Source organism: Burkholderia sp. Ax-1720 (genome assembly GCF_011753035.1).
In the GTDB taxonomy this organism is placed as follows: domain Bacteria; phylum Pseudomonadota; class Gammaproteobacteria; order Burkholderiales; family Burkholderiaceae; genus Burkholderia; species Burkholderia gladioli.
In genome coordinates, this window is the sequence record NZ_VWWK01000053.1 from 1 (window position 1) to 25,282 (window position 25,282).

At 67.3% G+C, this 25,282-nt stretch carries 24 protein-coding genes; 6 read left to right on the forward strand and 18 right to left on the reverse strand.

Annotated elements, in window-relative coordinates; translation table 11 throughout:
- The 4 genes from F3J18_RS17200 to andAc form a co-directional block, all read right to left on the reverse strand.
- On the reverse strand, positions 1 to 251 hold a 251-nt coding region (locus F3J18_RS17200; protein WP_166913467.1), incomplete at its 3' end, for an FAD-dependent oxidoreductase.
- Entirely contained in the window at positions 241 to 567 is a 327-nt protein-coding gene (gene andAb, locus F3J18_RS17205) for an anthranilate 1,2-dioxygenase ferredoxin subunit AndAb (RefSeq protein ID WP_025100420.1), read from the reverse strand. The genes F3J18_RS17200 and andAb, both read right to left, overlap by 11 nt.
- A gap of 23 nt (positions 568 to 590) precedes the next feature.
- Positions 591 to 1,067 (reverse strand): anthranilate 1,2-dioxygenase small subunit AndAd, encoded by a 477-nt coding sequence (gene andAd, locus F3J18_RS17210; RefSeq protein WP_025100419.1) that lies wholly within the window; start codon positions 1,065 to 1,067, stop codon positions 591 to 593.
- A gap of 20 nt (positions 1,068 to 1,087) precedes the next feature.
- On the reverse strand, positions 1,088 to 2,359 hold the full coding sequence (andAc, locus tag F3J18_RS17215) for an anthranilate 1,2-dioxygenase large subunit AndAc (RefSeq protein ID WP_166913468.1): 1,272 nt from the start codon (positions 2,357 to 2,359) through the stop codon (positions 1,088 to 1,090).
- A 210-nt stretch (positions 2,360 to 2,569) separates the two neighbouring features.
- Between andAc and F3J18_RS17220 the strand changes: the two genes are divergently transcribed.
- On the forward strand, positions 2,570 to 3,601 hold the full coding sequence (locus F3J18_RS17220) for a helix-turn-helix domain-containing protein (protein WP_025100418.1): 1,032 nt from the start codon (positions 2,570 to 2,572) through the stop codon (positions 3,599 to 3,601).
- 187 nt (positions 3,602 to 3,788) lie between these two features.
- Here F3J18_RS17220 and F3J18_RS17225 read toward each other — a convergent pair whose 3' ends face one another.
- Entirely contained in the window at positions 3,789 to 4,694 is a 906-nt protein-coding gene (locus F3J18_RS17225; RefSeq protein ID WP_017920582.1) for a LysR family transcriptional regulator, read from the reverse strand.
- A 90-nt stretch (positions 4,695 to 4,784) separates the two neighbouring features.
- Here F3J18_RS17225 and F3J18_RS17230 point away from each other — a divergent pair, with 90 nt between their 5' ends.
- Genes F3J18_RS17230 through catC form a run of 3 tightly spaced genes read left to right on the forward strand, consistent with a single transcriptional unit; the run spans position 4,785 to position 7,176 of the window.
- On the forward strand, positions 4,785 to 5,912 hold the full coding sequence (locus F3J18_RS17230) for a muconate/chloromuconate family cycloisomerase (protein WP_098182058.1): 1,128 nt from the start codon (positions 4,785 to 4,787) through the stop codon (positions 5,910 to 5,912).
- Between the two features lie 49 nt (positions 5,913 to 5,961).
- Positions 5,962 to 6,870 carry a catechol 1,2-dioxygenase gene (gene catA / locus F3J18_RS17235; protein WP_166913469.1) on the forward strand — a complete coding sequence of 303 codons (909 nt, stop codon included), beginning with the start codon at positions 5,962 to 5,964 and terminating at the stop codon, positions 6,868 to 6,870.
- Positions 6,871 to 6,885: 15 nt separating this feature from the next.
- Complete coding sequence (gene catC / locus F3J18_RS17240) at positions 6,886 to 7,176, forward strand: muconolactone Delta-isomerase (RefSeq protein ID WP_013690998.1); 291 nt, start codon at positions 6,886 to 6,888, stop codon at positions 7,174 to 7,176.
- A gap of 88 nt (positions 7,177 to 7,264) precedes the next feature.
- Here catC and F3J18_RS17245 read toward each other — a convergent pair whose 3' ends face one another.
- From F3J18_RS17245 to F3J18_RS17280, 8 genes are all read right to left on the reverse strand, one after another.
- On the reverse strand, positions 7,265 to 8,512 hold the full coding sequence (locus tag F3J18_RS17245) for an ATP-binding protein (RefSeq protein ID WP_025100415.1): 1,248 nt from the start codon (positions 8,510 to 8,512) through the stop codon (positions 7,265 to 7,267).
- Positions 8,496 to 9,239, reverse strand: a complete 744-nt coding sequence (locus tag F3J18_RS17250; protein WP_025100414.1) for a response regulator — start codon at positions 9,237 to 9,239, stop codon at positions 8,496 to 8,498. Before F3J18_RS17250 ends, F3J18_RS17245 begins: the two co-directional genes overlap by 17 nt.
- A 295-nt stretch (positions 9,240 to 9,534) precedes the next feature.
- The gene (cyoD, locus tag F3J18_RS17255; RefSeq protein ID WP_025100413.1) at positions 9,535 to 9,876 is read right to left on the reverse strand and encodes a cytochrome o ubiquinol oxidase subunit IV; all 342 of its coding nucleotides are present in this window, start codon (positions 9,874 to 9,876) and stop codon (positions 9,535 to 9,537) included.
- Positions 9,877 to 10,488 carry a cytochrome o ubiquinol oxidase subunit III gene (gene cyoC, locus F3J18_RS17260; protein WP_025100412.1) on the reverse strand — a complete coding sequence of 204 codons (612 nt, stop codon included), beginning with the start codon at positions 10,486 to 10,488 and terminating at the stop codon, positions 9,877 to 9,879.
- Entirely contained in the window at positions 10,488 to 12,500 is a 2,013-nt protein-coding gene (cyoB, locus tag F3J18_RS17265; protein ID WP_025100411.1) for a cytochrome o ubiquinol oxidase subunit I, read from the reverse strand. The genes cyoC and cyoB overlap by 1 nt, the downstream gene beginning before the upstream one ends.
- A 2-nt stretch (positions 12,501 to 12,502) precedes the next feature.
- On the reverse strand, positions 12,503 to 13,393 hold the full coding sequence (gene cyoA / locus F3J18_RS17270; RefSeq protein WP_013691004.1) for a ubiquinol oxidase subunit II: 891 nt from the start codon (positions 13,391 to 13,393) through the stop codon (positions 12,503 to 12,505).
- A 246-nt stretch (positions 13,394 to 13,639) separates the two neighbouring features.
- Positions 13,640 to 15,193, reverse strand: coding sequence for an NADH-quinone oxidoreductase subunit M (locus F3J18_RS17275; protein ID WP_036036816.1), 1,554 nt, complete (start codon positions 15,191 to 15,193; stop codon positions 13,640 to 13,642).
- Between the two features lie 520 nt (positions 15,194 to 15,713).
- On the reverse strand, positions 15,714 to 17,747 hold the full coding sequence (locus F3J18_RS17280; RefSeq protein ID WP_166913470.1) for an NADPH-dependent 2,4-dienoyl-CoA reductase: 2,034 nt from the start codon (positions 17,745 to 17,747) through the stop codon (positions 15,714 to 15,716).
- A gap of 106 nt (positions 17,748 to 17,853) precedes the next feature.
- Between F3J18_RS17280 and F3J18_RS17285 the strand changes: the two genes are divergently transcribed.
- Together F3J18_RS17285 and F3J18_RS17290 are read left to right on the forward strand one after the other, a co-directional pair.
- Complete coding sequence (locus F3J18_RS17285) at positions 17,854 to 18,891, forward strand: AraC family transcriptional regulator (protein ID WP_166913471.1); 1,038 nt, start codon at positions 17,854 to 17,856, stop codon at positions 18,889 to 18,891.
- A 362-nt stretch (positions 18,892 to 19,253) separates the two neighbouring features.
- Positions 19,254 to 19,439, forward strand: a complete 186-nt coding sequence (locus tag F3J18_RS17290; protein ID WP_013691008.1) for a hypothetical protein — start codon at positions 19,254 to 19,256, stop codon at positions 19,437 to 19,439.
- Between the two features lie 51 nt (positions 19,440 to 19,490).
- Here F3J18_RS17290 and F3J18_RS17295 read toward each other — a convergent pair whose 3' ends face one another.
- From F3J18_RS17295 to F3J18_RS17315, 5 genes are all read right to left on the reverse strand, one after another.
- Entirely contained in the window at positions 19,491 to 20,657 is a 1,167-nt protein-coding gene (locus tag F3J18_RS17295) for an ABC transporter ATP-binding protein (RefSeq protein WP_025101492.1), read from the reverse strand.
- Complete coding sequence (locus F3J18_RS17300; RefSeq protein WP_025101493.1) at positions 20,654 to 21,307, reverse strand: ABC transporter permease; 654 nt, start codon at positions 21,305 to 21,307, stop codon at positions 20,654 to 20,656. The genes F3J18_RS17295 and F3J18_RS17300 overlap by 4 nt, the downstream gene beginning before the upstream one ends.
- Positions 21,308 to 21,320: 13 nt before the next feature.
- Entirely contained in the window at positions 21,321 to 22,247 is a 927-nt protein-coding gene (locus tag F3J18_RS17305) for a glycine betaine ABC transporter substrate-binding protein (protein ID WP_166913472.1), read from the reverse strand.
- Positions 22,244 to 22,960 carry an ABC transporter permease gene (locus F3J18_RS17310; protein ID WP_166913473.1) on the reverse strand — a complete coding sequence of 239 codons (717 nt, stop codon included), beginning with the start codon at positions 22,958 to 22,960 and terminating at the stop codon, positions 22,244 to 22,246. Before F3J18_RS17310 ends, F3J18_RS17305 begins: the two co-directional genes overlap by 4 nt.
- Before the next feature lie 716 nt (positions 22,961 to 23,676).
- A complete protein-coding gene (locus tag F3J18_RS17315; protein WP_166913474.1) occupies positions 23,677 to 25,209 on the reverse strand; it encodes an amino acid permease in 1,533 nt (510 codons plus the stop codon).
- Positions 25,210 to 25,282: the final 73 nt, after the last annotated feature.

Below are 25,282 nucleotides of genomic sequence, written 5' to 3' on the forward strand. Positions count from 1 at the left end.
GCCTCGACGCGCGCGGCCAGGCGCAGCTCGATGCGCTGTTGCGCGTACCAGCCCGGCTCGCGCACGAACAGGCGCGGCTCCTCGGCCGCCGCGAGCAGCGCGTCCTTCGACAGCAGCGGCCGGTCGTAAGGCGCCTCGGGCTCCTCGCCCAGCATCAGGATCGGCAGCGCGGCGTCACGCTCGCGCAAGGCCTCGGCCGCGCGCCGGGCCGCGTGGCCGGCGCCGACGATCACCACCGGATCAGCCGACATGGACCTGCGCCTGCCCGTCGACCATGCGGATCGGATAGCTGCGCACCGCCTCGGTGATCGGCGCGCAGCGCGGCGCGCCGCTGCGGATGTCGACCAGCCCCTGGTGCAGCGGGCACTCCACGCAGCCGTCCTCGACGAAACCCTCCGACAGCCGCGCGTGGCCATGCGTGCAGAGATCGTGCAGCGCGAACAGTTCGTCGCCGAGCCGGAAGATCGCGATCGGCTTGCCGCCGACCACGCGCGCGGCCGGTTCGTCCTCGCTGAATTCGTCGAGCGCGCCGAGCGCGTGCCAGGTATCGAGCGTGTCCTCGGTCATGATGATGTCCTTCCTCCAGCGGTTCAGATCGGCGTCGCGAGCAGGGTCTGCACGCGCGAAGTGTCGTAGATCACGCGCTTGGCGCGATAGCGCAGCCCCTCGGGCGTGCGCACCACGGTGTCGAAGTAGCGGCCCGCCTGGTAGACATGCGATTCTCCGTCGCTCTTGGTCTGCACCACCACGTAGTTGCTCTCGGTGTCGATCTCCTCGCCGCGCACTTCGAGGATGGTCAGGCCCGAGGTCATGTGGCGATAGGTATGCGCGTCGTAGATGTTGGCGTGGCGCAGCGACACCACGCGATCGCGCAGCATGCGCCGGTTGCTGCAGTGGATGATGCCGATCGGCAGGCCGAGATCGGCGTTCTCCTTCGGCACGATTTCATACAGGCAGTCCTCGGTGAACATCTCCGGCCAGCTTTCCAGCCGGTTGTTGTCGAGGTGGCCGAGATAGCGGTTCTGCAGCATCGTCAGTTCGAGCCACAGCGAAATGTCGTCGGTCATGGGTGTGCTCCGCGGGGTTCTCAATAGCCCATCAGCTTCTGGTAGCCGACCCAGAAACGCCGGATCAGGCTTTCGGTGATCACCGTGTCCTGCTGGTCGGGATTGCTGCGCGACATCTCGATCACCGAGCTCGCGTCGGGATCGCGGAAGGTGCCGCGCTGCACCAGCTCGGTGGCCTCGGTGTCCTCCATCGAGATGTAGCCGGCCGGCCCCACCAGGTTGGCCTGCTTGATGCGCAGCGCGCGCAGCTCGGGCGTGTCGTCGGCATAGCCGAAGAAGTGGAACACCAGCTCGAAGTTGCCCGGCCCCTTGGGCAGCAACTGGCGCGCCACCAGCGTGTTGTGGATCTGCTGGATCACCAGTTGCGGGAAGATCGGCTGGATGTGGTTGGTGGTGTCCTCGTCGTATTCGGACACCAGCCCCAGGATCGAATCGTCCTCCAGCGCGAAGCCCTCGTCGAAGGAGCGGATGTTCTGCTGCTTGTAGGCCGCCGAGGTGTCCTCGCCGGTCTTGGTGACGGTGATGATGCTGTGCAGGCCGTGCGTCGCGTCGGGGATCGAGCGCGCCTTCATGCCGACCCGGAAGATATTGAAGGTGGTATGGAACAGGTGCAGCATGCTCGCGTGATACGGGTCCTTCACGTTCTCGAAGTAGAGTTTCCAGTTCGACTTCGAGTATTGCCGCGTGCAGCCGAGGTACTCGATCGGCTTGCGGAAGATGCGGTCGATCCAGGGCCGCATTTCCGCGCCCAGGTACTCGGGCAGCGGCGCGACTTCCTCGCTGAAGCTCGCGAACACCAGGCCGCGATAGCTCTCGACGCGCAGCTGGCGCAACCCGTGCTGCTTCGGATCGAAATCGGGCGGCATGCCGGTCATGCCCTTCTGCCCGCGCCGGAACGGCACGCCGAGCAGGTTGCCGGCATTGTCGAAGCTCCATTGGTGGTAGACGCAGGTATGCGAGCTGGCGTTGCCGCGTGCCTGGCGGCACACCTGCGCGCCGCGATGCGCGCAGCGGTTGACCCAGGCCGAGAGCGTGCCGTCCTCGCCGCGCGTGACCACCACCGGCGTGTCGCCGACGAAGCTGCTCTTGAAATCGCCCGGCTTGGGCAGCTCGGCCTCGAGCGCCACGAAGTTCCAGGTAGGACCCCGAAAGATCCGCTCCTGCTCGCGCTCGTAGACGGCCTGCGAGCTGAACACCTTGTAGGGTACGCGCGAGCCGTCCTCGCGCGGAAAACGCAGTTCGGCCGTGTCGTGACGGTCGGCGAGCCGCACCGGCGTTTCGGTCAGTTCCATGGTGGTCTCCTGGGGACGAGGGTGGATATCACCCGACAGGAACCGATTCTTGAAACGCTAATATTCGGCGTCTATCCGGAAACGGCGGGCGGCCCCCGCTTGCGGCACTGCACTATCCAGTTCCGGCGGCTTTCTGGCGATTGCCGATTATTTTTGCGATAGGATCGCGAAAACGACAGCGGCGCCGAGGCGCCGCTCACCGACACGATCATGTCCCCGACCCTGTTCGATCCGCTCGCGCTGCGCGCGCACCGGCTGTTCGAATCGCGCGATCTCGACGAGACGCGCGAGCGCATCTCGCGCGTGATGCAGCCGCACGCGCTGGTGCCGGGCGGCCGCCGGCACGGCGGCGCGGCCCATATGGATTTCGTGCGGCTCGGGCGACTCGGGCTGGGGGCGATCGCCTTCGGCGAGGCGATGCAGGTGCGCGTGGACGCCGTCGACGGCTACCACCTGCTGATGTTCTGCGTGGCCGGCCATGCGCGGGTGCGCGCCGGCGGGCGGCTGCTCGCGGTGGACGGGCGCACCGGCGTGATCTGCGCGCCCGGCGAGACCTTCGACGCCGAGTTGTCGTCCGATTGCGAGCAGTTCGTGATGCGCATCGACGCAGCCGCGCTGGCGGCGCTGACGGACGGCGCGCCGGGCCTCGACCCGGTGGTCGGCGTGGGTGGTGCCTCGCTGGCGCCGTGGCTCCAGCAACTGATGCTGGTGGCACGCTCGCCGGACCTGCTGGAAGCGGCCTGCGCCAACCCGCGCGTGGCCGATCGCATCGAGCAGTTGCTGCTCGACCTGCTGGTGGACGGCCATCCGGCGCGCGCGGCGGGCCGGCTCGGGCTTTCCGCCCGCGCCCATGCCGCGCTTCCCGTTCCGGCCGGCAATCCCGCCGCCCTCGCCATCGCGCCCCGCCGCCACGATCCCGCGCCCGCCTTCGTGCGTCGCGCCCAGGAATTCGTCGAGGCCGCCTATGCGCAGCCGCTGCAACTGGCCGATATCGTGACCGCGGCCGGCGTGCCGGAACGCACGCTGCGCGAGGGTTTCCTGCAGTTTCGCGGGCTCAGCCCGACGCAGTTCCTGCGCGCCACGCGGCTCGAGCACGCGCGCGAGCGGCTGCGCGCGGCCGGGCCGGGCCGGCGTATCGCCGATATCGCGCTCGATTGCGGGTTCGCGCATCTGGGTCGTTTCGCGATCGCCTATCGCGAGCGCTTCGGCGAATCGCCCTCGGACACGCTGGAGCGGCGCTAGCGAGCGTCTCGATCGCCCCTCTACCTGGCGCCGTAGCGGCTGCATCAGGCCGCATCCGCCGCTTCGGTCAGCTCCGGCGCTTCGATACTTCAGCCGTCTCGGCCAGCCCGGCTATCTGGGCCATCTCCGCCACGCAGCCTGCCCTGCCAGGCGCCTGGCCACTTCACCGCCGCTGCCCCGGCGTGACTCAGGCGCCCGCCGGCCCCTGCGCCAGCGCGAACAGCTCGCGCGCCAGCCGGCAGAACAACGCGGTGGCCGACCCCTCGTCGTGCAGGCGCCGGCTCATGATGATCGGCGAGGTGGCGACCGGCTCGGGCAGCCGCCGGTAGACGATGCCGCGCACGCGCACGCCCTCCACGCCCTCCGGCACCAGCGACACGCCCACCTGGGCCGCCACCAGCCCGAGCGCGGTCTGCAGCTCGCGCACCTCGTGCACGGCGGCCGGCGTGAGCCCGCCGTCGCGCAGCGCCGAGAGCTGCTGGTCGGCGAAGCTCGGCCTCGGCGTGCTGGGATAGACGATCAGCGTGTCGGCGGCCAGCTCGGCCAGCGTGATCGGCACCGCGGGATCGGCGCAGCGATGCCCGGCCGGCAAGGCCGCGATCAGCTTCTCCTCGATCAGGGCCTCGCGCACCAGTTGGTCGTCGTCGAAGCGCAGCCGGCCGAAACCGACGTCGATGCGCCCCCCTTTCAGCGCGCCCAGTTGCTCCAGCGTGAACATTTCGATCAGCGACAGCTCGACGTTCGGCGCGCGCTCGCGGAAGGCGCGGATCACGTCGGGCAGCGCGCCGTACATCGACGAGGGCACGAAACCGATCACGATCCGCTCCGACAACTGCGCGAGCCGCCGCGTGAGCGGCGCCAGCTCGTCGGCCTGCTCGACCAGGCGCCGCGCCTGCGCGTAGAACACGCGCCCGGCCTCGGTCAGGCGCAGCGGCCGCGCGCCGCGCTCGAACAGCGGCAGGCCGATTTCCTCCTCGATCATCTGCAACTGGCGCGACAGCGGCGGCTGCGTCATGTGCAGCCGCTCGGCCGCCCGCGTGATGTTCATCTCTTCGGCGACGGCGATGAAGTAGCGGAGCTGCCGCAATTCCATGCATACCTCGAAAGTATGGAAGTAGTCGGAAACGGTGTTGGACGGCCGCCGGGCTTTTGACCGACCATGAGCGCCAACCGGAGGAATCGCATGATAGCAACTGGCGTGAGCATCGAGCGGGTCGAGACCCTGCTGGTCGACGTCCCCACCATTCGCCCGCACCGCCTGTCGGTGGCGACCATGAACTGCCAGACCCTGGTGCTGGTGCGTGTGCGTTGCAGCGACGGGGTCGAGGGGGTGGGCGAAGGCACCACCATCGGCGGCCTGGCCTATGGCGAGGAAAGCCCGGAAAGCATCCGCGCCAATATCGACACCTACTTCGCTCCATTGCTGCAGGGTATGGACGCCACGCGCCCGGCCGCCGCCATGGCGCGCCTGCGCAAGCTGTTCCAGGGCAACCGCTTCGCCAAGTGCGCGGTGGAAACCGCCCTTTACGACGCCCAGGCACGCCGCCTCGGCGTGCCGCTGTCCGAGCTGTTCGGCGGGCGCACCGCCGATTCGGTCGAGGTGGCCTGGACGCTGGCCAGCGGCGACACCGCGCGCGACATCGCCGAAGCCGAGCAGATGCTGGAGGCGCGCCGCCATCGCGTGTTCAAGCTCAAGATCGGGCTGCGCCCGGTGGAGCAGGATCTCGCCCACGTGGCCGCGATCGCCGCCGCGCTCGGCCCGCGCGGCGAGGTGCGCGTCGACGTCAACCAGGCCTGGAGCGAGACCGAGGCCCTGCGCGCCCTGCCGCGCCTGGCCGAGGCCGGCGTCGGCCTGGTCGAGCAGCCGATCTCGGCGGCCAACCGCGCCGGCCTGGCCCGCCTCACGGCGCTGGCCGCCGTGCCGGTGATGGCCGACGAGGCGCTGCACGGCGCCTTCGACGCCTACGAGATCGCGCGCTCGCGCGCCGCCGACGTGTTCGCCATCAAGATCGCCCAGTCGGGCGGCCTGGCCGGCGCGGCGCAGGTGGCCGCGATCGCGAAGGCCGCGCAGCTCGGGCTGTACGGCGGCACCATGCTGGAAGGCGCGATCGGCACCCTCGCCTCGGCGCAGTTGTTCAGCACCTTCGGGCCGCTGGACTGGGGCACCGAGCTGTTCGGCCCGCTGCTGCTGACCGAGGAGATCCTGGTCGAGCCGCTGCGCTATCACGACTTCGCGCTGCACCTGCCGGACGGCCCGGGGCTCGGCATCGAGCCCGACTGGCCACGCATCGAACGGATGCGGCGGACCTGAACCGCCGCGCCACCCGCCTCGCCCCCACATTCACACATCGGAGACATACATGGACAAGCCCGCCATCGACGCCCTGCTGAAATCCTTCGACGACACCGCCATCGAGCCCGGCAATCCGCGCGTGCGCGCGCTCGTCAACCGGATCACGCGCGACCTGTTCTACACCATCGAGGAACTCGACGTCAGCCCGAGCGAGTTCTGGACCGCGCTGAACTACCTCGGCGAGGCGGGCAAGAGCGGCGAACTGGGGCTGCTGGCGGCCGGCTTCGGCTTCGAGCACTTCCTCGACGTGCGGCTCGACGAGGCCGAGGCCCGCGCGGGCATCGAGGGCGGCACGCCGCGCACCATCGAGGGCCCGCTCTATGTGGCCGGCGCGCCGGAATCGGCCGGCTTCGCGCGACTGGACGAGGACGGCGAGCCGGGCGAGGCGCTGGTGATGCGCGGCCGGGTGCTTGACGACGCGGGCAAGCCGCTGGCCAATGCGCTGGTCGAGGTCTGGCACGCCAACCATCTCGGCAACTATTCCTACTTCGACCCGTCGCAACAGCCCTTCAACCTGCGCCGCTCGATCCGCACCGATGCCGAGGGCCGGTATGCCTTCCGCAGCGTGGTGCCGGTCGGCTACAGCGTGCCGCCGGGCGGCAAGACCGAGCAACTGCTCGACCTGGTCGGCCGCCATGGCCATCGCCCCGCCCATATCCACTTCTTCGTGACCGCCGACGGCATGCGCCGCCTGACCACCCAGATCAATATCGACGGCGATCCGTATCTGTGGGACGACTTCGCCTTCGCCACCCGCGACGGCCTGGTGCCCGAGCTGAAGAAGGCCGAGGGCGCCGAGGGCAAGCCCTATGGCCTGGGCGGCCAGTTCACGCTGATCGACTTCGACTTCCGCATGACGCGCGAGCGTGCCGCCCTGCCGAGCGCCGAGGTCGATCGCGCGCGCGCCTCGGCCTGAGCCCGGAGGACGACCATGCTGTTCCATGTGGAAATGACCGTGAACCTGCCGGCCGAGATGGACCCGGTCAAGGCGGCGAGCCTCAAGGCCGAGGAAAAGGCGATGTCGCAGAAGCTGCAGCAGGAAGGCATCTGGCGGCATCTGTGGCGCATCGCCGGACGTTACGCGAACATCAGCGTGTTCGACGTGGAAAGCCCGGCGCATCTGCACGACCTGCTGAGCCAGTTGCCGCTGTTCCCGTACATGCAGGTGGAAGTGCGCGCGCTGTGCCGCCATCCCTCGTCGATCCGCGAGGACGACAGCTGATCGACGGCGGCATCGGCACGATGCCGCGATGTCGGCGATGTCGGAAAGCACGAGGCCCGATCGTTTCGATCGGGCCTCGTCGTTTGGCTCAGGCGAACGGGAAGGTCATGGTCACCACGAAACCGCCGTCATCGGCATTCGAGGCGACGAAGCTGCCGCGATGCTGGCGCACCAGCCGCTTGACGATCGCCAGGCCCAGCCCGCAATGCGCGTCGCCGCCACGCGCCGCGTCGAGCCGCACGAAGGGCCGCAGCGCGCGCTCGAGTTCGGCCTCGGGAATCCCCGGCCCGTGGTCGCGCACGATCAGGCGATAACCCTGCGCGGCCGCCTCGGTGGAAATCTCCACCGGCGGCTCGCCATAGGTCATGGCGTTCTCGATCAGGTTGGTGAGGATCCGGTCGAGATCGACCAGCGGCAGATGGAAACCCTCGCCGGCACGCAGGTCGATACTCACCAGCCCGTCGTCGAGTTCGCCACCGTAATGCTGGCGGCAATGCAGGTCGACGCTCGCGGCCGGCGAAGGCTCGCTGCCCTCGCGCGCGAAATCGAGGAACTGCGTGACGATGCGCGACAGCGCCTCCGAGTCGCGCAAGAAACCGGCGCGCGTGGCCGCGTCGGGCAGCAGGTCGGCGCGCACCTGCATGCGCGTGATCGGCGCGCGCAGGTCGTGCGCCAGCCCGGCCAGCATCACGGCGCGCTCCTGCTCGCCCTGCGAGAGCTCGCTGACCATCTCGTTGAAATTGGCGATCACCTCCTTGACCTCGCGCGGCCCGCCGATCGGCACGGCCGGCTGGCGATTGCCGAGCCGGAAGTCGCGCGCGGCCTGCGCGAGCCGCCGCAGCGGGCGCTGGATGCGCCAGGCGCCGAAGATCGCCAGCCCGATGCCGACCAGCATGGTCAGCGAGGATGCGCCGATGAAGCGCGTCACCGAGGGCATGGTCGAGGGCAGCGTGATCCAGTATTTCGCGCCGGGATAGCGCGCCCACAGCGTGCGCGTGTGACCGTCGGCCACCACGTGGGTGCCGGGCGGCATCGCCTCGCGCAGGTGGCGCTCGAAGGGGCCGTAGGTGTCGGTGCAAGGTTTCGGGCAGCCGAAGGCGACCGCGTCGCGCGTGTCGACGAACGAGGTGCCGAGCATCGCGCTCACCGCCAGGCCCAGCGCGCTGCCGCTGGCCTGCGCCTGGGTCGACAGGGCGATCACGCGGCGCGTCTGCTCGACCTCGAGGCGCAGCCGCTCGCGATCGAGCAGCACCAGGCCGATGGCATGGACCACCAGCACCAGTCCGATCGCCATCAGCGCCAGCCGCGCGAACAGGGTGTCAAACGTGCGCTTCATCACCCTCGCCGCCGGGCACGAACATGTAGCCGACGCCGCGCATGGTCTGCACGTAGCGCGGCTGGGCCGGATCGTCCTCGAGCAGGCGGCGCAGGCGCCAGACCGGCACGTCGATGCCGCGCTCGGTCAGGTTCGAATACGGGCCGTGCAGCAGGTCGAGCAGGCGCGTGCGCGACAGGGTTTCCATCGGATGCAGGGCAAACACCTCGAGCAGCGCGTATTCGCCGCCGGTCAGCTTGAGCGCCTCGGTCTCGCGGTACAGCGTGCGGGTGGCGAAGTCGAGCCGGAACGGGCCGAAGCGCAGCGGTTCGCGCCGCTCGGGCGCGGGCCGCGTGCCGATCGCGCCGGCCGGCGCGTGGCGGCGCAGCACGGCGTGGATCCGCGCCAGCAGCTCCTGCGGCATGAAGGGCTTGCCGAGATAGTCGTCGGCGCCGAGTTCGAGGCCGATCACGCGATCGACGCCGTCGGCGCGCGCGGTCAGCATGATCACCGGGATCGGGTCGCCGCTCGCGCGCAACTGCTTGAGCACGGTCAGGCCGTCGACGCCGGGCAGCATCAGGTCGAGCACGATCACCGAGGGACGCTCGCGCTCGAGCCGACGCTCGAGCGTGGTGGCGTCGTGCAGCACCGAGATCTCGATGCCGCGTTGCTGGAAGAAGGTTCGCAGCAGATCGCGCAGCGCGGCATCGTCGTCGATCAGCAGGACCTGGATAGGCGTGTCGGTCATGGTCGCGAGACTGGACGGTCGAGAAGGAACAAGGAAACCAGGAAGCGGCCGGTAAGGATCGGAAACCGGGGGACGGAACGCTCCTCCCCTGCCGGCTTGCAATCCGGTGACTATAAGCGAAGCCGGGCCGGCATGGCTTGCATGATCTTGATTTGCCTTACGAAGTCTTACGGGGCGGCGGCTCGTTCATCGGCCGCCGGCCAGGCCGCGAATGCCGGGCACGGGAATGGAAAAAGCCGCCTTGCGGCGGCTTTTTCCGAGGCTGCTCGCGGACCCGCCGAAGCGGGCCGCTGCATCAACGCGACATCATGTTCATGCTGACGTTGTGCATGATCCACAGCGAACCGACGATCACGATACCGACCGTCAGCACGGTGTAGACGAACGCGGTCAGGTTCCAGCGCTGGCCCGACGACGTGTTCATGTGCAGGAAGAAAATCAGGTGGACGACGATCTGCACGGCGGCCAGCACGGCCAGCGCGAGGACCATCGTGGTGGTCGACGCGAACCAGCCGCCGAGCACCACGCCGAACGAGGCGGCCGTCAGGATCACCGACAGCACGAAGCCGACCAGGTAGCTGCTTACGGTGCCGTGCGAGGCGTCGTCGTGGCCGTCATGGGCAGGAGAATGAGCCATTTAGATCACACTCACGAGGTAGACAAAGGTAAACACGCAGATCCAGACGATGTCCAAGAAGTGCCAGAACAGCGACAGGCACGTCAGGCGACGGATGTCCTGCTCCGACAGCTGCGGGTTGCGCGCGATCTGGAACAGCAGCACGACCATCCAGATCATGCCCATCGTCACGTGCAGGCCGTGGGTCGCGACCAGCGTGAAGAACGACGACAGGAACGCGCTGCGGCCCGGGCCGGCGCCTTCCTCGATCAGGTGCGCGAACTCGCGGATTTCCATGAACAGGAACGAGGCGCCCAGGATGAAGGTGACGGCCAGCCAGGCGAACACCGCGCCGCGCTTGTTGCGGTGCGCGCCGATCATCGCGAAGCCGTAGGTGATCGAGCTCAGCAGCAGGGCCGCCGTTTCGAGCGCCACGCCCGGGATGTCGAACAGGTCCTTGGCGGTCGGGCCGCCGGCGAACTGGTGCTGCATCACCGCGAACACCGCGAACAGCGAGCCGAACAGGATACAGTCGGTCATCAGGTACAGCCAGAAGCCGAATACCGAGTGCGACGGCGGGTGGTGATGCTCTGCCGCGTGGTGATGACCGGCAGTCAGGGTGGTTTGTGCCATCAGTTGGCCTCCAGTTCCGCTTCAGCAGGCCGTGCCGCGACACGTGCGCCGCCACGCTGCTCTTCGATCTTCCGAACCGTATCGGCCGGAATGTAGTAGCCCTCGTTCTTCTGCGAGCTGTAGATGATCGCGGTCGCAACGATGCCGACGAAGCCGAGGATCGCCAGCCACCAGATGTGCCAGACACCGGCGAAGCCCAGCACCAGCGCGAACATGCCGATGAAGAAACCCGCGCTCGTGTTCGAGGGCATGTGGATGTCCTCGTACTGCTGGCCCTTCTCCAGACCGAAGCCCAGGCCGCGTTCCTTGCGGTACGCGACTTCGTCGAGCTCGTGGATGGTCGGGATGATGGCGAAGTTGTACGAGGCCGGCGGCGACGAGGTCGCCCATTCCAGCGTGCGGCCGTTCCACGGATCGCCCGACACGTCACGGTTGCCCGGCAGGTCGCGGTCGCGGATCGACACGTACAGTTGCAGCAGCTGGTGGACGATGCCGATCAGCACCAGCACCGCGCCGAACAGCGCGACCAGCATCCAGGGATGCCAGGCCGGGTTGTCGTAGTGGTTCAGACGACGCGTCACGCCCATGAAGCCCAGCACGTACAGCGGCGTGAAGGCGAAGATGAAGCCCATCTGCCAGAACCAGAAGGCGCGCTTGCCGAGCTTCTCGTTGAGCTTGAAGCCGAAGGCCTTCGGGAACCAGTAGTTGAAGCCCGCCAGGTAGCCGAACAGCACGCCGCCGATGATCACGTTGTGGAAGTGGGCGATCAGGAACAGGCTGTTGTGCAGCACGAAGTCGGCGCCCGGGATCGCCATCATCACGCCGGTCATGCCGCCGACCGTGAAGGTGATCATGAAGCCCAGCGTCCAGAGGACCGGCGCGGTGAATTCCAGGCGGCCGCGGTAGATCGTGAACAGCCAGTTGAAGATCTTCACGCCGGTCGGGATCGCGATGATCATCGTGGCGATGCCGAAGAACGCGTTGACGTCGGCGCCCGAACCCATCGTGAAGAAGTGGTGCAGCCACACGAGGAAGGACAGGACCATGATCGCGCAGGTGGCGTAGACCATCGTCTTGTAGCCGAACAGCGGCTTCTTGGCGTAGGTCGACACGACTTCCGAGAACACGCCGAACGCCGGCAGGATCAGGATGTACACCTCGGGGTGGCCCCAGGCCCAGATCAGGTTCAGGTACAGCATGGCGTTGCCGCCGCCGTCATTCGTGAAGAAGTGCATCCCGAGGTAACGGTCCAGGCCGAGCAGCGCCAGCGTGACGGTCAGGATCGGGAACGCGGCCATGATCAGCACGTTGGTGCAGAGCGCGGTCCAGGTGAACACCGGCATCTTCATCAGCGTCATGCCGGGCGCGCGCATCTTGATGATGGTCACGAAGAAGTTCACGCCGGTCAGCAGCGTGCCGACACCGGAGATCTGCAAGGCCCAGAGGTAGTAGTCGACCCCCACGCCTGGACTGAACTGCAGTTCCGAGAGCGGCGGATAGGCCAGCCAGCCGGTCTGCGCGAACTCGCCGATGAACAGCGAGATCATCAGCAGCACCGCGCCGACCGCCGTCATCCAGAACGACAGCGAGTTCAGGAACGGGAAGGCCACGTCGCGCGCGCCGATCTGCAGCGGCACCACCAGGTTCATCAGGCCCACCATGAAGGTCATCGCCATGAAGAAGATCATGATGACGCCGTGCGCGGTGAAGATCTGGTCGTAGTGGTGCGGCGGGAGATAACCCGGCGCGTCGTACGCGAAGGCCAGCTGGGTACGCATCATGATCGCGTCGGCGAAGCCGCGCAGCAGCATGACCAGGGCAACCACGATGTACATCACGCCCAGACGCTTGTGGTCGACGCTCGTCAGCCACTCGGTCCAGAGATATTTCCACTTACCGAAGTAAGTCACGAGGCCGAACACCAGCGCCCCGATGATGCCGACGCCGAGCGCCGTGATCACGAGGATCGGCTCGTGATACGGAATCGCGTCGAGTGTAAGTTTTCCGAACATGCTTACCCCTTCGTCGTACTGCACGACGCGTCATTGAATTCCATGACGTGGCCGTTGTTGTACTTGCCAACGATGTTATTGAACAGGCGCGGATCGATGGTCGAGAAGAAGCGGACCGGATCCTTTTCGCTCGGCTTGGCGACGCTCGCGTATTCCGTCATGTCCAGGCGCTGCGGCGTGGCCTTGACCTTCTGGACCCATGCGTCGAAGTCCGACTGCGAGGTGGCCAGCGTGCGGAACTTCATGTCCGAGAAGCCCTTGCCGCTGTAGTTGGCGGACAGGCCGGCGTAGTCGCCTGCGTGGTCGGCGATCAGGTGCAGACGCGTCTGCATGCCGGCCATCGCGTACACCTGGGTGCCGAGCTGCGGGATGAAGAACGAGTTCATCACCGAATCCGACGTGATGCGGAAGTTGACCGGCGTACCGACGGGAATCGCGAGCTGGTTCACCGAGGCAATACCCAGATCCGGGTAGATGAACAGCCACTTCCAGTCGAGCGCGACGACTTCGACGTTGATCGGCTTCACATTCGACTCGAGCGGCTTGTACGGATCCAGCTCGTGCGTCGAAGTCCAGGTGAGGATGCCAAGATACAGAATGATCAGCGTCGGAACCGTCCAGATAACGACTTCGATCGCGTTCGAATGCGCCCATTTCGGTGCATACGTCGCGCTGCGGTTCGACGCTCGATAGTGCCACGCAAACACCAGCGTGAGCACGATCACCGGAATCACGACGATCAGCATGACCCACGTCGAAGTCCAGATCAGCGACTTCTCTGCGGCCCCGACGCTGCCCTTCGGGTCCAGTACGTCAAAGTTGCAACCGGATAGACAGACAAGCAATCCGGCGCCCAATAAAAGCAATATGCTTCTAAATGCCTTTCTATTCATCACATTTGCCTGATTTTGCGCGTGGTCGATTGGTGCGAACCGGCTATGCCCCGATTCGCGCAAGCGCACGCATCATAAAGCCGTTGGAGTGGGAAAAAGCGGTGAATCTTAGCAAATGATCCTTACCAAAACTCACCGTGCGACACGTTGCCACATCAAGCAACTTTGTCGGCCGTCGCCCGTGGCAGCCCGCGGACGATAGCACACCGCACCCGCCCCCCTGAGAGCCGGGTCCGGCATCGGCGATCAGGTCGGCGTGCGCGGCGTGCGCGACTCCGTCTGAACGCTGATGGTGGAAGCCGCCGGCGCGCCCGAACCGTCCTGGGCCGCATTGGCGCGCTGCTCGAGCTGCGCGACGATGCTGGCGGCGGCCGGGTCGATCACGTCGGTGAACGGCTTCGGATAAATGCCGATCGCGAGCACGATCACGGCCAGCGCCGCGAACACCACCGACTCGCGGCGGCTCAGGTCGATCAGCTTGCCGACGCGCTCGTGCTTGATCGCGCCGAAAATCACCCGCTTGAGCATCCAGAGCGTGTAGGCCGCGCTCAGGATCAGGGTCAGCGCGGCGATCGCGCCGATCCAGAAGTTCACGCGCACCGCGCCCATGATCACCAGGAATTCGCCGACGAAGCCCGAGGTGCCCGGCAGGCCGACGTTGGCCATCGCGAACAGCACGGCGAACAGCGCCAGGCGCGGCATGGTGTTGACCACCCCGCTGTATTCGGCGATCGCGCGGGTCTTGGTGCGATCGTAGAGCGCGCCCACGCAGAGGAACATCGCGCCGGCCACGAAGCCGTAGGAAATCATCTGCACGATCGCGCCGGTGATGCTCATCTGGTCGAACAGGAACACGCCGAGCGTGACCAGGCCCATGTGGGCGACCGCCGAGTAGGCCAGCATCTTGGCCATGTCCTTCTGCGCCAGCGCCAGCAGGCTGGCATAGACCACCGCGATCAGCGACAGGCCGATCATCACGGGCGCCAGGTAGTGGGCGGCATCGGGCGTGATCGGCAGGGCGAAGCGCAGGAAGCCGTAGCCGCCGATCTTGATCATGCCCAGCGACACCGCGGCGCCGGTCGGGCCGTCGGTGTAGACGTCCTGCAGCCAGGTGTGCACCGGCCACATCGGCACCTTCACCGCGAAGGCCGCGAAGAAGCCGAGGAACACCAGCAACTGCGGCGTGAAGCCGAGGTGGGTCTTCTGCCAGACCGCCATGTCGAACGTGTGGGTCACGCCGAACAGGTAGAGCATCGCGGCCAGCATCAGCAGCGAGCCGGCGAACGAGATGAAGAAGAACTTGATGGCCGCGTAGGCGCGGTTGGCGTGGCCCCAGGTGCCGATCAGCACGAACAGCGGGATCAGCGTGGCCTCGAAGAAGATGAAGAACAGCATGCCGTCGAGCGACGTGAACACGCCGATCATCAGCCCCGACAGGATCAGGAAGGAGCCGTGGTACTGGGCCACGCGGGTGGTGACCGATTCCCAGGAGGCGATCACGATCACCAGGGTGGTGAAGGCCGACAGCACCACCAGCCAGAGCGACAGTCCGTCCACGCCCATCCGCCATGCCGAACCGAACGCCGACAGCCAGGGCTTGTATTCGGTGAACTGAGCCGCGGTGTTGTGCGCGTCGAAACCGGCGACCAGCGGCACGGTCACCAGCAGGCCGACGATCGCGCCCACCAGCGCGAGCCACCGAGCCCGATGCGGATAACGATCCGATCCGATGCGCAGGATGGCCACGCCGAACACGATCGGTGTCCAGATCGCGAGGCTCAGGAATGGTACAGATTGCATGGCGGCAAAACCCTATGAAAACCCGGTCAGAGAGTCGTTCGACTGAGACGAAAGAAACGTAAGATTTGTAATGTTCGCCCGCTCAAAACGGCGAAGCGCCCGCAGTGTAATGCAATCGAAAGTTATGTAACAAGAGCGACTACACCGCGCCGGGTTAACGAGGATAAAGGTAAGTGCGACGTTTTGCATCGCAACATTCTGTTGCATTTTTCTCGATGAATCGAAGCATTGATTTTATTGAATTTTTTTTCGCTTCAGAAACGGGGCGAGATCATCCAAACGGCGTCAAACAGGGGCTTGACAAATCGAAATTTGCTTCAATTTGACGTTTCGAACACGATTCCGAGGTGTTCCAGCGTCTCGCCTAAACTTTCCAAAAGCTTTCAATATTGCTTTCCGAATGCTTTCCTTCCGATCAAAAGAGGTGTCGAAACCACACTCTTGCGCGAAACGAAAATGAAAGCTTCGATTTCCTAAACCGTCAGCGCGATGCGACAGGATAGCGCCGTTCCGCCCGGTCTCAAAGCCTCGCGGCCAGCCTCGTGCCCTGGTCGATCGCGCGCTTCGCATCGAGCTCGGCCGCCACGTCCGCGCCGCCGATCAGGTGCACCGCCAGGCCCGCCTCCAGCAACGCGGCCTGCAGGTCGCGGCACGGCTCCTGGCCGGCGCACAGCACGATCGTGTCGGCCTCGATCAGGCTCGGCCGCTCGCGCTTCTCGCCGAAGCTCACGTGCAGCCCGCGCGCGTCGATCCGCTCGTAGTTCACGCCGCCGATCATCTCCACCGCCTTCATCTTGAGCGTGGCGCGGTGGATCCAGCCGGTGGTCTTGCCGAGCCCCTTGCCGAGCGGCGCAGGCTTGCGCTGCAACAGCGTGACGCGCCGCGCGGGCGGCGCGACCTGGGCCGGCACGATGCCGCCGCGGGCGCGCGCCGGATCGGTCACGCCCCACTCGGCCTGCCAGGCGGCCAGGTCGAGCGAGGGCGAGACGCCCTCCTGCACCAGGAACTCGGCGACGTCGAAGCCGATGCCGCCCGCGCCGACCACCGCCACGCGCTGGCCGACCGGCTTGCCCAGCGCCAGCACGTCGACGTAGCTCAGCACGTTCGGGCCGTCGCCGCCCGGGATGCGCGGATCGCGCGGCGTCACGCCGGTGGCCAGCACCACCTCGTCGTAGCCGCCGGCGATCAGCTCGGCCGCCTCGACGCGCCGCGACAGGTGCAGCGTCACGCCGCCCAGCTCGAGCTGCCGCCCGAAGTAGCGCAGCGTCTCGTGGAACTCCTCCTTGCCCGGGATCCGCTTGGCCAGGTTGAACTGGCCGCCGATCTGCGCGGCCGCGTCGAACAGATCGACCCGGTGGCCGCGCCGGGCCAGCGTGGTGGCGCAGGCGAGCCCGGCCGGGCCCGCGCCCACCACCGCGATGCGCTTGGCCTGCGCGGCGGGGCGGATCTCGAGCAGGGTCTCGTGGCAGGCGCGCGGATTGACCAGGCAGGAGGCGATGCGGTTCTTGAAGGCGTGATCGAGACAGGCCTGGTTGCAGCCGATGCAGACGTTGATCTCGTCGACACGCCCGCTGGCCGCCTTGGCGACGAATTCCGGATCGGCCAGGAATGGCCGCGCCATCGATACCATGTCGGCGCAACCCTCGGCCAGGATCCGCTCGGCCACTTCGGGCCGGTTGATGCGGTTGGTCGTCACCAGCGGGATGCCCACCTCCCCCTTCATCTTCCGCGTGACCCAGGCGAAGGCGCCGCGCGGCACCGAGGTGGCGATGGTCGGCACGCGCGCCTCGTGCCAGCCGATGCCGGTATTGATCAGGGTCGCGCCGGCGCGCTCGACCGCGCGCGCGAGCCGAACCGTCTCGTCCCAGTCGCTGCCATTGGGGATCAGGTCCAGCATCGACAGCCGGTAGATCAGGATGAAGTCGGGGCCGACCGCCTCGCGGGTGCGCTCGACGATCTCGACCGGAAAGCGCATGCGGTTCTCGTAGCTGCCGCCCCAGGCGTCGTCGCGATGATTGGTGTGGCGCGAGACGAACTGGTTGATCAGGTAACCCTCAGAGCCCATGATCTCAACGCCGTCGTAACCGGCCTCGCGCGCCAGCACCGCGCAGCGCACGAAGGCGCGGATCTGCCGCTCGACGCCGGCCGCCGACAGCGCGCGCGGCGCGAACGGCGAAATCGGCGACTTGATGCGCGAGGGCGCGACCGCCAGCGGGTGGTAGCCATAGCGGCCGGTATGAAGGATCTGCAGCGCGATCCTGCCGCCTTCGGCATGCACCGCCCCGGGAATCAGCCGGTGCCGGCGCGCCGCGCCCGAGCTGGCCAGCGTCCCGCCGAAGGGCTTGGTCCAGCCGGCCAGGTTCGGCGCGAAACCGCCGGTGACGATCAGGCCGACGCCGCCGCGCGCGCGCTCGGCGAAATACTCGGCCAGGCGCGGCAGGGTCTTGCGGCTGTCCTCCAGGCCGGTATGCATCGAGCCCATCAGGACGCGGTTGCGCAAGGTGGTGAAGCCGAGGTCGAGCGGCGCGAGCAGGTGCGGGAACGGGGTCGTCATGGCGGGGAGCAGGTTCTGGTATGCCCTCGATGCTAGGCGGCGCCTCGCTTGAGCGTGAGGGGTCAAACAGCCATAATGCTTGTCATTTGTGGCCAAATTCGATGCGATGACACGCTCCCCGTCCAAGGACAGCCTGGGCTTGCGGCGCCCGACCATCCCGGTCGCCTACCCGCGCCTGCTCATGCAGTTGCTCGCCGAGCGCGGCCTCGACCAGCGCGCGCTGCGTGCCGGCACGGGGTTGCGCGACGAGGTGCTGGCCCAGCCCGACGCGCGCGTATCGCCCTCGCAATGGGCGCGGCTGGTGCTCAACGCGATCGCGCTGACCGGCGACGAGGGTTTCGGCTTCGAGCTCGGCCTGCGGCTGCGGCCCTCGGTGCACGGCTTCCTCGGTTATGCCGCGATGACCGCGCCGGACCTGCGCACCGCGCTCGAGGTCAATGCCCGCTACTTCCGCACCCGCAACCGGCAATACACGCTCGCCTACGCCGAGCACGGCGACGGCGCCACGCTGACCCTGGCCGGCGTGCAGTCGAGCCCGGTACTGCGCCATCACACCTTGTTCGAGTTCGTGCTGGCCGGGCTCGCGCAATCGCTGCCGGCGCTGACCGGCCGCGGCGCGCCGCCGCTCGAGCTGCGTTTCGCCTGGCCCGAGCCGCCCTACTTCGCGCCGTATCGCGAGCGGCTGCCGCCGGTGCGCTTCGATTGCGAGGCGCATGCGCTGTGGATCGCGCGCGAGGCGCTGGGCTGGCCGCTGGCGCTGGCCGACGAGGTCGCGCACCGGCAGGCGCTGGCGCAGGTCGAGCGCGAATACGCGGCGGTGCGGCAGGACGAAGGGGATTGGGTGGAACGCGTGCGCGCCGAGCTGGTGGCGGGCGCCGACGGTTATCCGGACCCGGATGCGCTGGCGCGGCGCCTGCATGTCTCGACGCGCACCTTGCGGCGGCGGCTCGACGAAGCCGGCGCCGGCTATCGCGCGCTGCTCGACGAGGCGCGCTATCGCGACGCGCGGCAGTTGTTGCGCGCCTCCGATCTCGACCTGAAGACGATCGCCGAGCAGTTGCGCTTCAGCGACCCGGCGAACTTCACGCGCGCCTTCCGCAAATGGGCCCGCGTGACGCCGAGCGCCTACCGGCGCGACGCTTGAGATGCAGCGGCTCGCGCCGGCAGCCGCGCAAAATTCGCGCAAAATCCGCGCAAAAAAAAGCCGCCCGAAGGCGGCGCCAATAACGATGCACGACGGGGGATCGCGCATCGCCAATGCAGAGACACGGAGATGCCGGGCAAGCAGGAATCACCTTGCCCGACAGCGAACAGTCTCGGCGATCGCGCGCCCACGCTCCATCTGAAAAGTCTGATCTTCGGGGCGGCATGGACGGATTAGGATGAAAATCAGATCATTCCCATAGTCTTTTATCGACACGCAACCGACACTCCGGATCTCGTGCCGCCGGCAGCCGTATCGCAAGGCCGGCGGCCCACCTCGATGCATTCCGTGAGGCAACGCCGATGTCCAGCCAAGATCAGCCATCCCGACAAACCGCCCTGCACATACTCAGGCAGGCGCCCGGCTGGGTCGACTGGAACGCGGCCCGCAACGCGCCGAACTGGGTCGGCGGCCGCATCACGCTCGACGGCCGCTTCAGCGTCGACGAATTGCTCGCCCTGCTCGCGCTCTCGCGCATTCCACGCTGATTTCCCCCATCCCCTCGAACCCGCCGGGCCGCGATGGCCCGGCATCCCGCCTCAGGTCCGCGCGGCCAGCGCCTCCGCGATGCGCGGCGGCTGGCCGGTCTGCTGGCGCGAGCGCCCCGAGCTCAGGTAGTCGGCGATCGAGTCCTGCGTGATCTCGCCGACATAGGCGCCATCCGCGTCCAGCACCGGCATCCACGACGAACGGTACTGGTACATCTTCGACAGCACGATGCGCAGGTTGTCCTCGGCGGAAACGGTGGCCGGGAACTCGCTGAGCCGCTCGCCGCAACTGCCGTCCGCGCCGCGCGCGGCACGGCGCGCCACGAAACCCAGCGCGCGCTGCGCCTCGTCGACCACGGTCAGGTAGCGGCTGTCGTTCTCGTCCATCACCGTGAAGGCCTCGGCCAGCGAGGTGCCGGCGCGCGCGGTCGGCGGCTGGGTGGCCGCATCGCCCGCCTTCACCAGCAGCAGGCGCTTGAGCGTGCTGTCCTGGCCGACGAACTGCCCGACGAATTCGTCGCGCGGATGCGCGAGCAGCGTGTCGGGATGGTCGTACTGCACCAGCTTGCCTCGCCGGAACACGGCCACGCGATCGCCCAGCTTGATCGCCTCGTCGATGTCGTGGCTGACCATGATCACGGTCTTCTTCAACTGCCGCTGCATCTGGAAGAACTCGTTCTGGATCGACTCGCGATTGATCGGGTCGACCGCGCCGAACGGCTCGTCCATCAGCAGCACCGGCGGATCGGCCGCCAGCGCGCGCACCACGCCGATGCGCTGCTGCTGGCCGCCCGACAGCTCGCGCGGATAGCGCTTCAGGTAGAGCTTCGGGTCCAGCGCGACCATCGACATCAGCTCGGTGGCGCGCTCCTTGCAGCGCTTCTTGTCCCAGCCCAGCAGGCGCGGCACCACCGTGATGTTCTCCTCGATGGTCATGTTCGGGAACAGGCCGATCTGCTGGATCACGTAGCCGATCCGGCGCCGCAGGTCGACCTCGTCGAGCGCGTTGGTGTCCTCGCCGTCGATCAGCACGCGGCCCGAGGTGGGCGTGATCAGGCGGTTGATCATCTTCAGCGTGGTGGTCTTGCCGCAGCCCGAGGGGCCGAGAAACACGCAGATTTCGCCTTCCGGCACGCTCAGGCTCACGGAATCGACGGCGCGCACCGGCTGGCCGTCCTTCTGCGAGAAGGTCTTCGTCAGTTGGTCGAGTTCGATCATGTCTTCTGCACTCCCTTCGGTGTCAATGCGCGCTGCAGCCACTGCAGCAGCAGGTCCGCGACGATCGCGAGCACGCTCACCAGCACCGCGCCCACCAGCAGCTTCATCATGCTGCTCTGTCCGATCGCGCGGACGATCAAGGTGCCCAGGCCGCCCGCGCCGATCACGGCGGCAATCGTCATCACGCCGATGTTCATCACCACGGCGGTACGCACGCCGCCGAGGATCACCGGCACCGCCAGCGGCAGGTCGACCAGCCGCAGCCGCTGCCACGAGGTCATGCCGATGCCGATGCCGGCTTCCTTGATGCCGGCGTCGACGTTGCTCAGCGCCAGATAGGTATTGCGCATGATCGGCAGCAGCGAATAGAGGAACACGGCGGTGATCGCCGGCACCGCGCCGATGCCCTGCCCGAAGCGCGAGAACACCGGGATCATCAGGCCGAACAGCGCGATCGAGGGCAGCGTGAGGATCACGGTGGCCACGCCCAGCAGCGGCGGCGCGAGCCATTCGTGGCGGCTGATCAGGATGCCCAGCGGCACGCCGGCGAGGATCGCGCAGCCCACCGCGATGCCCACCAGGTAGACGTGCTGCAAGGTGAGCTGCAGGAGCTCGGGCCAGTTCGCGGCCAGGTAGTCATGAACGGTCATGGTCGCCTCCGGGTCACGGCAAGGTATGCGTGCGCAGGAAATCGGCCGCGACCTGCTGCACCGACACGCCGTCGATATCGACGCGCTTGTTCATTTCCAGCATCACATCGTTGTTGAGCGCGGCCGACAGCGCGTTGAGCTGCACCGCGAGCTTGGGATGGGCCTTCAGCACCGGCTCGCGCACCACCGGCGTGGCGTTGTAGGGCGGGAAGAAATGCAGGTCGTCCTCCAGCGGCACGATGCCGAAGCCCTTCACGCGGCCGTCGGTGGTATAGACCAGGCCGATGGTCAGCTGGTTGTTGCGCAGCGCCGTGTAGACCAGGCCCGAATCCATCTGCTTGGTCTCCGAGCGGCTGAAGTTCAGGTGATAGGCCGCCTCCAGCGGCTTCAGCCCGTCGGGACGATTGGCGAACTCGGCATCCATGCCGAAGGTGTGGCGCGTGCCCTTCGGATCGGCGGCGATCTTCGCGGCCAGTTGCGAGATGGTGCGAATGCCGGTCTTGCGCGCGGTCTCGGCCGGCAGCGCGAGCGCGTAGGTGTTGTTGAGCGGCGAGGCATCGAGCCAGACCAGGCCGCGCCGCGCGTCGATCGCCTTGACGCGACGGTACATCTCGTCGGGCGGCAGCTTCTCCTTGATCTTGTCGTAGACCAGGGCCGCGGTGCCCGTGTAGTCCCACATCACGTCGATCTGGCCGTTCTCGAGCGCGCTGCGCAGCAGCACGCTGCCCAGCCCGGTGCGGCTCTGGATGGTATAGCCGCGCGCGCGCAGGTACTGCGAGGTGATCTCGGCGAGCACGTATTGCTCGGTGAAGTTCTTGCCGCCGACCGTGAGCGCCTGCGCCGCGGCGGGAGCCGAGGCCAGCGCGCCGAGCGAGGCCGCCGCCAGCATCACGGCGAGCGCGCGGCGCGCCATGGCGGAAATACGTTCGAAGCCCGTCATGCCGCACCTCCATTGCGCGCCATCACGTGGCGGCTGCCGGCCGCGACGATCGCATCGAGCAGCAGCGCGAGCACGGCCGTCGAGGCGGCGCCGAGCAGCAGCATCTGCTGGTTGTCGAGATAGATGCCGGGGAAGATCAGGGTGCCGAGGCTGTCGGCGCCGATCAGGTAGGCCAGCGGCGCGGTGCCGACGTTGATGGCCAGCGCGGTGCGCACGCCGCCGACGATGATCGGCAGCGCATTCGGCAACTCGACGCGCGTGAGCGACTGCCACGGCGTCATGCCGATGCCGCGCGCCGCCTCGCGCAGCGAGGCCGGCACGTTGCGCATGCCCTCGTAGGCATTGCGCGTGATCGGCAGCAGCGAGGCCAGGAACAGCGCGACGATGGCCGGTATGTCGCCGATCCCGAAGATGCCGAGCGCGATCGCCAGCACCGCGAGCGAGGGCACCGTGTTGCCGATGTTGAACACCTGCATGAAGCGCTCGGCCTGGCGCGCGAAGGCGGGCCGGCTGAGCGCGACCCCGGCGGGAATGCCGACCGCGATGGCCAGCGCCATCGAACAGCCGACCAGCATCAGGTGTCGTCCCGTGTAGTAGACGAGATCGCCCGAATGCTGCCGCCAGGTATCGGCGCCGATCGCGCTGGCGATCCAGCCGAACAGGATGACGGCCAGTAACAGGCTGCCCGCGAGACGGACAGTGCGTCGAGTCATGAGATACGCCTCCTTTCCGGAGCGGCGCGCGCGAATGGCCGCGCGCCGCGAAAACGCCAGACGGCGTCGCGAATGGAAGGTACGGATCCCGGTCGTGCCGGGATCGAACCGACAAAAACGGCATCGCAACCGGCACGGAAAAATCCTGTCCGGTGTCCTGCGTGAGCGCTACCGCGCTCGTTCGATTGTCATGTTCAGCCCACGTAGCGCGCGTGCGCTACTCAGGCCAGGCACCATCTTGCGATGGCAAGGATGCGGCCGCACGAATGTGCCGGCACCGCAGGAGCTGGATGCTCCGATTGACGGGAAGGTTTGCGCGACTTTCGCACTTGCCGCGATCTTGCATGCATCGGCATGCAACTCACTGCGAAAGTCGAGGACATGCGCCGCAGTATAACGGCAATTTCTCGCCACCGTAAACCCTTGAGGGCAGGATCGCGCAAATTGGATGCCCGCGCCATGCGAGGTGCGAAGCCGCAAGGCGCGATCCGAATCCGCGAGACGGCGCATCGCGTCGCCACCCGAATTGATCAGGATCGCGAATGATCGGGAAAGGGATCGGCTTCGTCGGACATGCCATGCGCGAAGCATCGATTGGGGGAAAGCTGCGGGGCAGGAAAAGCACGGCGCGGCACGCATCGCGCTCGCCGCAAACCAGGACGGGATACAGCGCGAACCACGCGCGGCAGCCGCCGCGCGCGGTCGTAAAGCCAGCCTCAGGCCGTCTCGGCCGGGCTACCCTGCCTGCGCGCCTCGCGATGCGCGCCGCCCTCCAGCCAGGGCGCGATCTCCATGTCCTCGTAGCGCACGAAGCGGCTCTTCTTCAGCAGCCGGTAACCGAGCCAGACCAGCAGGAACAGCGGGATGCCGACATAGGTGGCCAGCACGCCGACCCAGTCGATCCGGTTCGACAGGAAGGCCTGGTAATCCTGGCCGAAGGCAATCACCAGGCACAGCACGAAGGCGAAGATCGGCCCATAGGGGAACAGCCGCGAGCGATACGGCAGTTGCGAGAGCGCGAAGCCCTGCTTCTCGAAGCCCTTGCGGAAGCGGTAGTGGCTGACCGCGATGCCGAGCCAGGCGATGAAGCCCGTCATCCCCGAGGTGTTGAGCAGCCAGAGATAGACGGTCTTGTCGCCGTACAGCGAGGACAGGAAGCACAGCGCGCCGACCGCGGTGGTGGCATACAGCGCATTGCGCGGCACCCCGCTGCGGGACAGCTTCGCGAACAGGCGCGGCGCGCGGCCCTCGGTGGCGAGGTTGTAGAGCATGCGCGTCGAGGCGTACATGCCCGAGTTGCCGGCCGACAGCACGGCCGTCAGGATCACCGCGTTCATCACGCCGGCCGCGAAGGCCAGCCCGGCGTGACGGAACACCAGCGTAAACGGGCTCACGCCGATATCGGTCACGTCGCTCTTGAGCAGGCTGGGATCGGTATAGGGCACCAGCATGCCGATCACCAGGATCGCGAACACGTAGAACAGCAGGATGCGCCAGAACACCTGGCGCACCGCGCGCGGGATGGTGGTTCGCGGGTTCTCCGATTCGCCGGCGGCCACGCCGATCAGCTCGGTGCCCTGGAACGAGAAGCCGGCGATCATCGCCACCCCCATCATGGCCGGCAGGCCGCCCGCGAACGGCGCGTCGCCGATCGCGAAGTTGGCCCAGGCCGGCGACGGGCCGCCCTTCAGGATGCCGAAGATCATCAGCAGGCCGGTGGCGATGAAGGCCAGCACGGTGACCACCTTGATCAGCGCGAACCAGTATTCGGCCTCGCCGAAGCCGCGCACCGTCATCACGTTGAGCAGGAACATCACGCCGAGGAACAGCGCGCTCCACCAGACGCCCGGGACATGCGGGAACCAGTAGTTCATCACCAGTTGCGCGGCCACCAGTTCCACCGCGATCGTCACGGCCCAGTTGTACCAGTAGTTCCAGCCGAGCGCGAAGCCGAAGCCCTCGTCGACGTACTTCGCGCCGTAGGTCGCGAAGGAGCCCGACACGGGCATCAGCGCGGCCATCTCGCCCAGGCTCATCATCAGGCAATAGACCATCAGCCCGATCAGCAGGTAGGCGAGGATCGCGCCGCCGGGGCCGGCCTGCGAGATCGAGGCGCCCGAGGCGACGAACAGGCCCGTACCGATCGAGCCGCCGATCGCGATCATCGTCAGGTGACGTGCCTTGAGGCTGCGTTTGAGTTGCGGAGAAGCGGCGGAGGCGGGCTCGGAATGCGTGGATTGTTTTGGCATGGATGACGGACAAGAGGCAGGCGGGCAGCGTCTCGGCACGCGGCCAGGGCCGCCCGGATGGGGCGGCGCGGCC

Bases quoted from the DNA above. Each gene is read 5' to 3' on its own strand.
- andAb (WP_025100420.1), bottom strand. From the start codon at position 567: ATGACCGAGGACACGCTCGATACCTGGCACGCGCTCGGCGCGCTCGAC.
- F3J18_RS17280 (WP_166913470.1), bottom strand. From the start codon at position 17,747: ATGACGACCCCGTTCCCGCACCTGCTCGCGCCGCTCGACCTCGGCTTC.
- F3J18_RS17220 (WP_025100418.1), top strand. From the start codon at position 2,570: ATGTCCCCGACCCTGTTCGATCCGCTCGCGCTGCGCGCGCACCGGCTG.
- catC (WP_013690998.1), top strand. From the start codon at position 6,886: ATGCTGTTCCATGTGGAAATGACCGTGAACCTGCCGGCCGAGATGGAC.
- F3J18_RS17310 (WP_166913473.1), bottom strand. From the start codon at position 22,960: ATGACTCGACGCACTGTCCGTCTCGCGGGCAGCCTGTTACTGGCCGTC.
- F3J18_RS17315 (WP_166913474.1), bottom strand. From the start codon at position 25,209: ATGCCAAAACAATCCACGCATTCCGAGCCCGCCTCCGCCGCTTCTCCG.
- cyoA (WP_013691004.1), bottom strand. From the start codon at position 13,393: ATGAATAGAAAGGCATTTAGAAGCATATTGCTTTTATTGGGCGCCGGA.
- F3J18_RS17290 (WP_013691008.1), top strand. From the start codon at position 19,254: ATGTCCAGCCAAGATCAGCCATCCCGACAAACCGCCCTGCACATACTC.
- F3J18_RS17275 (WP_036036816.1), bottom strand. From the start codon at position 15,193: ATGCAATCTGTACCATTCCTGAGCCTCGCGATCTGGACACCGATCGTG.
- F3J18_RS17225 (WP_017920582.1), bottom strand. From the start codon at position 4,694: ATGGAATTGCGGCAGCTCCGCTACTTCATCGCCGTCGCCGAAGAGATG.
- F3J18_RS17250 (WP_025100414.1), bottom strand. From the start codon at position 9,239: ATGACCGACACGCCTATCCAGGTCCTGCTGATCGACGACGATGCCGCG.
- catA (WP_166913469.1), top strand. From the start codon at position 5,962: ATGGACAAGCCCGCCATCGACGCCCTGCTGAAATCCTTCGACGACACC.
- andAc (WP_166913468.1), bottom strand. From the start codon at position 2,359: ATGGAACTGACCGAAACGCCGGTGCGGCTCGCCGACCGTCACGACACG.
- cyoC (WP_025100412.1), bottom strand. From the start codon at position 10,488: ATGGCACAAACCACCCTGACTGCCGGTCATCACCACGCGGCAGAGCAT.
- F3J18_RS17300 (WP_025101493.1), bottom strand. From the start codon at position 21,307: ATGACCGTTCATGACTACCTGGCCGCGAACTGGCCCGAGCTCCTGCAG.
- cyoD (WP_025100413.1), bottom strand. From the start codon at position 9,876: ATGGCTCATTCTCCTGCCCATGACGGCCACGACGACGCCTCGCACGGC.
- andAd (WP_025100419.1), bottom strand. From the start codon at position 1,067: ATGACCGACGACATTTCGCTGTGGCTCGAACTGACGATGCTGCAGAAC.
- cyoB (WP_025100411.1), bottom strand. From the start codon at position 12,500: ATGTTCGGAAAACTTACACTCGACGCGATTCCGTATCACGAGCCGATC.
- F3J18_RS17295 (WP_025101492.1), bottom strand. From the start codon at position 20,657: ATGATCGAACTCGACCAACTGACGAAGACCTTCTCGCAGAAGGACGGC.
- F3J18_RS17230 (WP_098182058.1), top strand. From the start codon at position 4,785: ATGATAGCAACTGGCGTGAGCATCGAGCGGGTCGAGACCCTGCTGGTC.
- F3J18_RS17305 (WP_166913472.1), bottom strand. From the start codon at position 22,247: ATGACGGGCTTCGAACGTATTTCCGCCATGGCGCGCCGCGCGCTCGCC.
- F3J18_RS17245 (WP_025100415.1), bottom strand. From the start codon at position 8,512: ATGAAGCGCACGTTTGACACCCTGTTCGCGCGGCTGGCGCTGATGGCG.
- F3J18_RS17285 (WP_166913471.1), top strand. From the start codon at position 17,854: ATGACACGCTCCCCGTCCAAGGACAGCCTGGGCTTGCGGCGCCCGACC.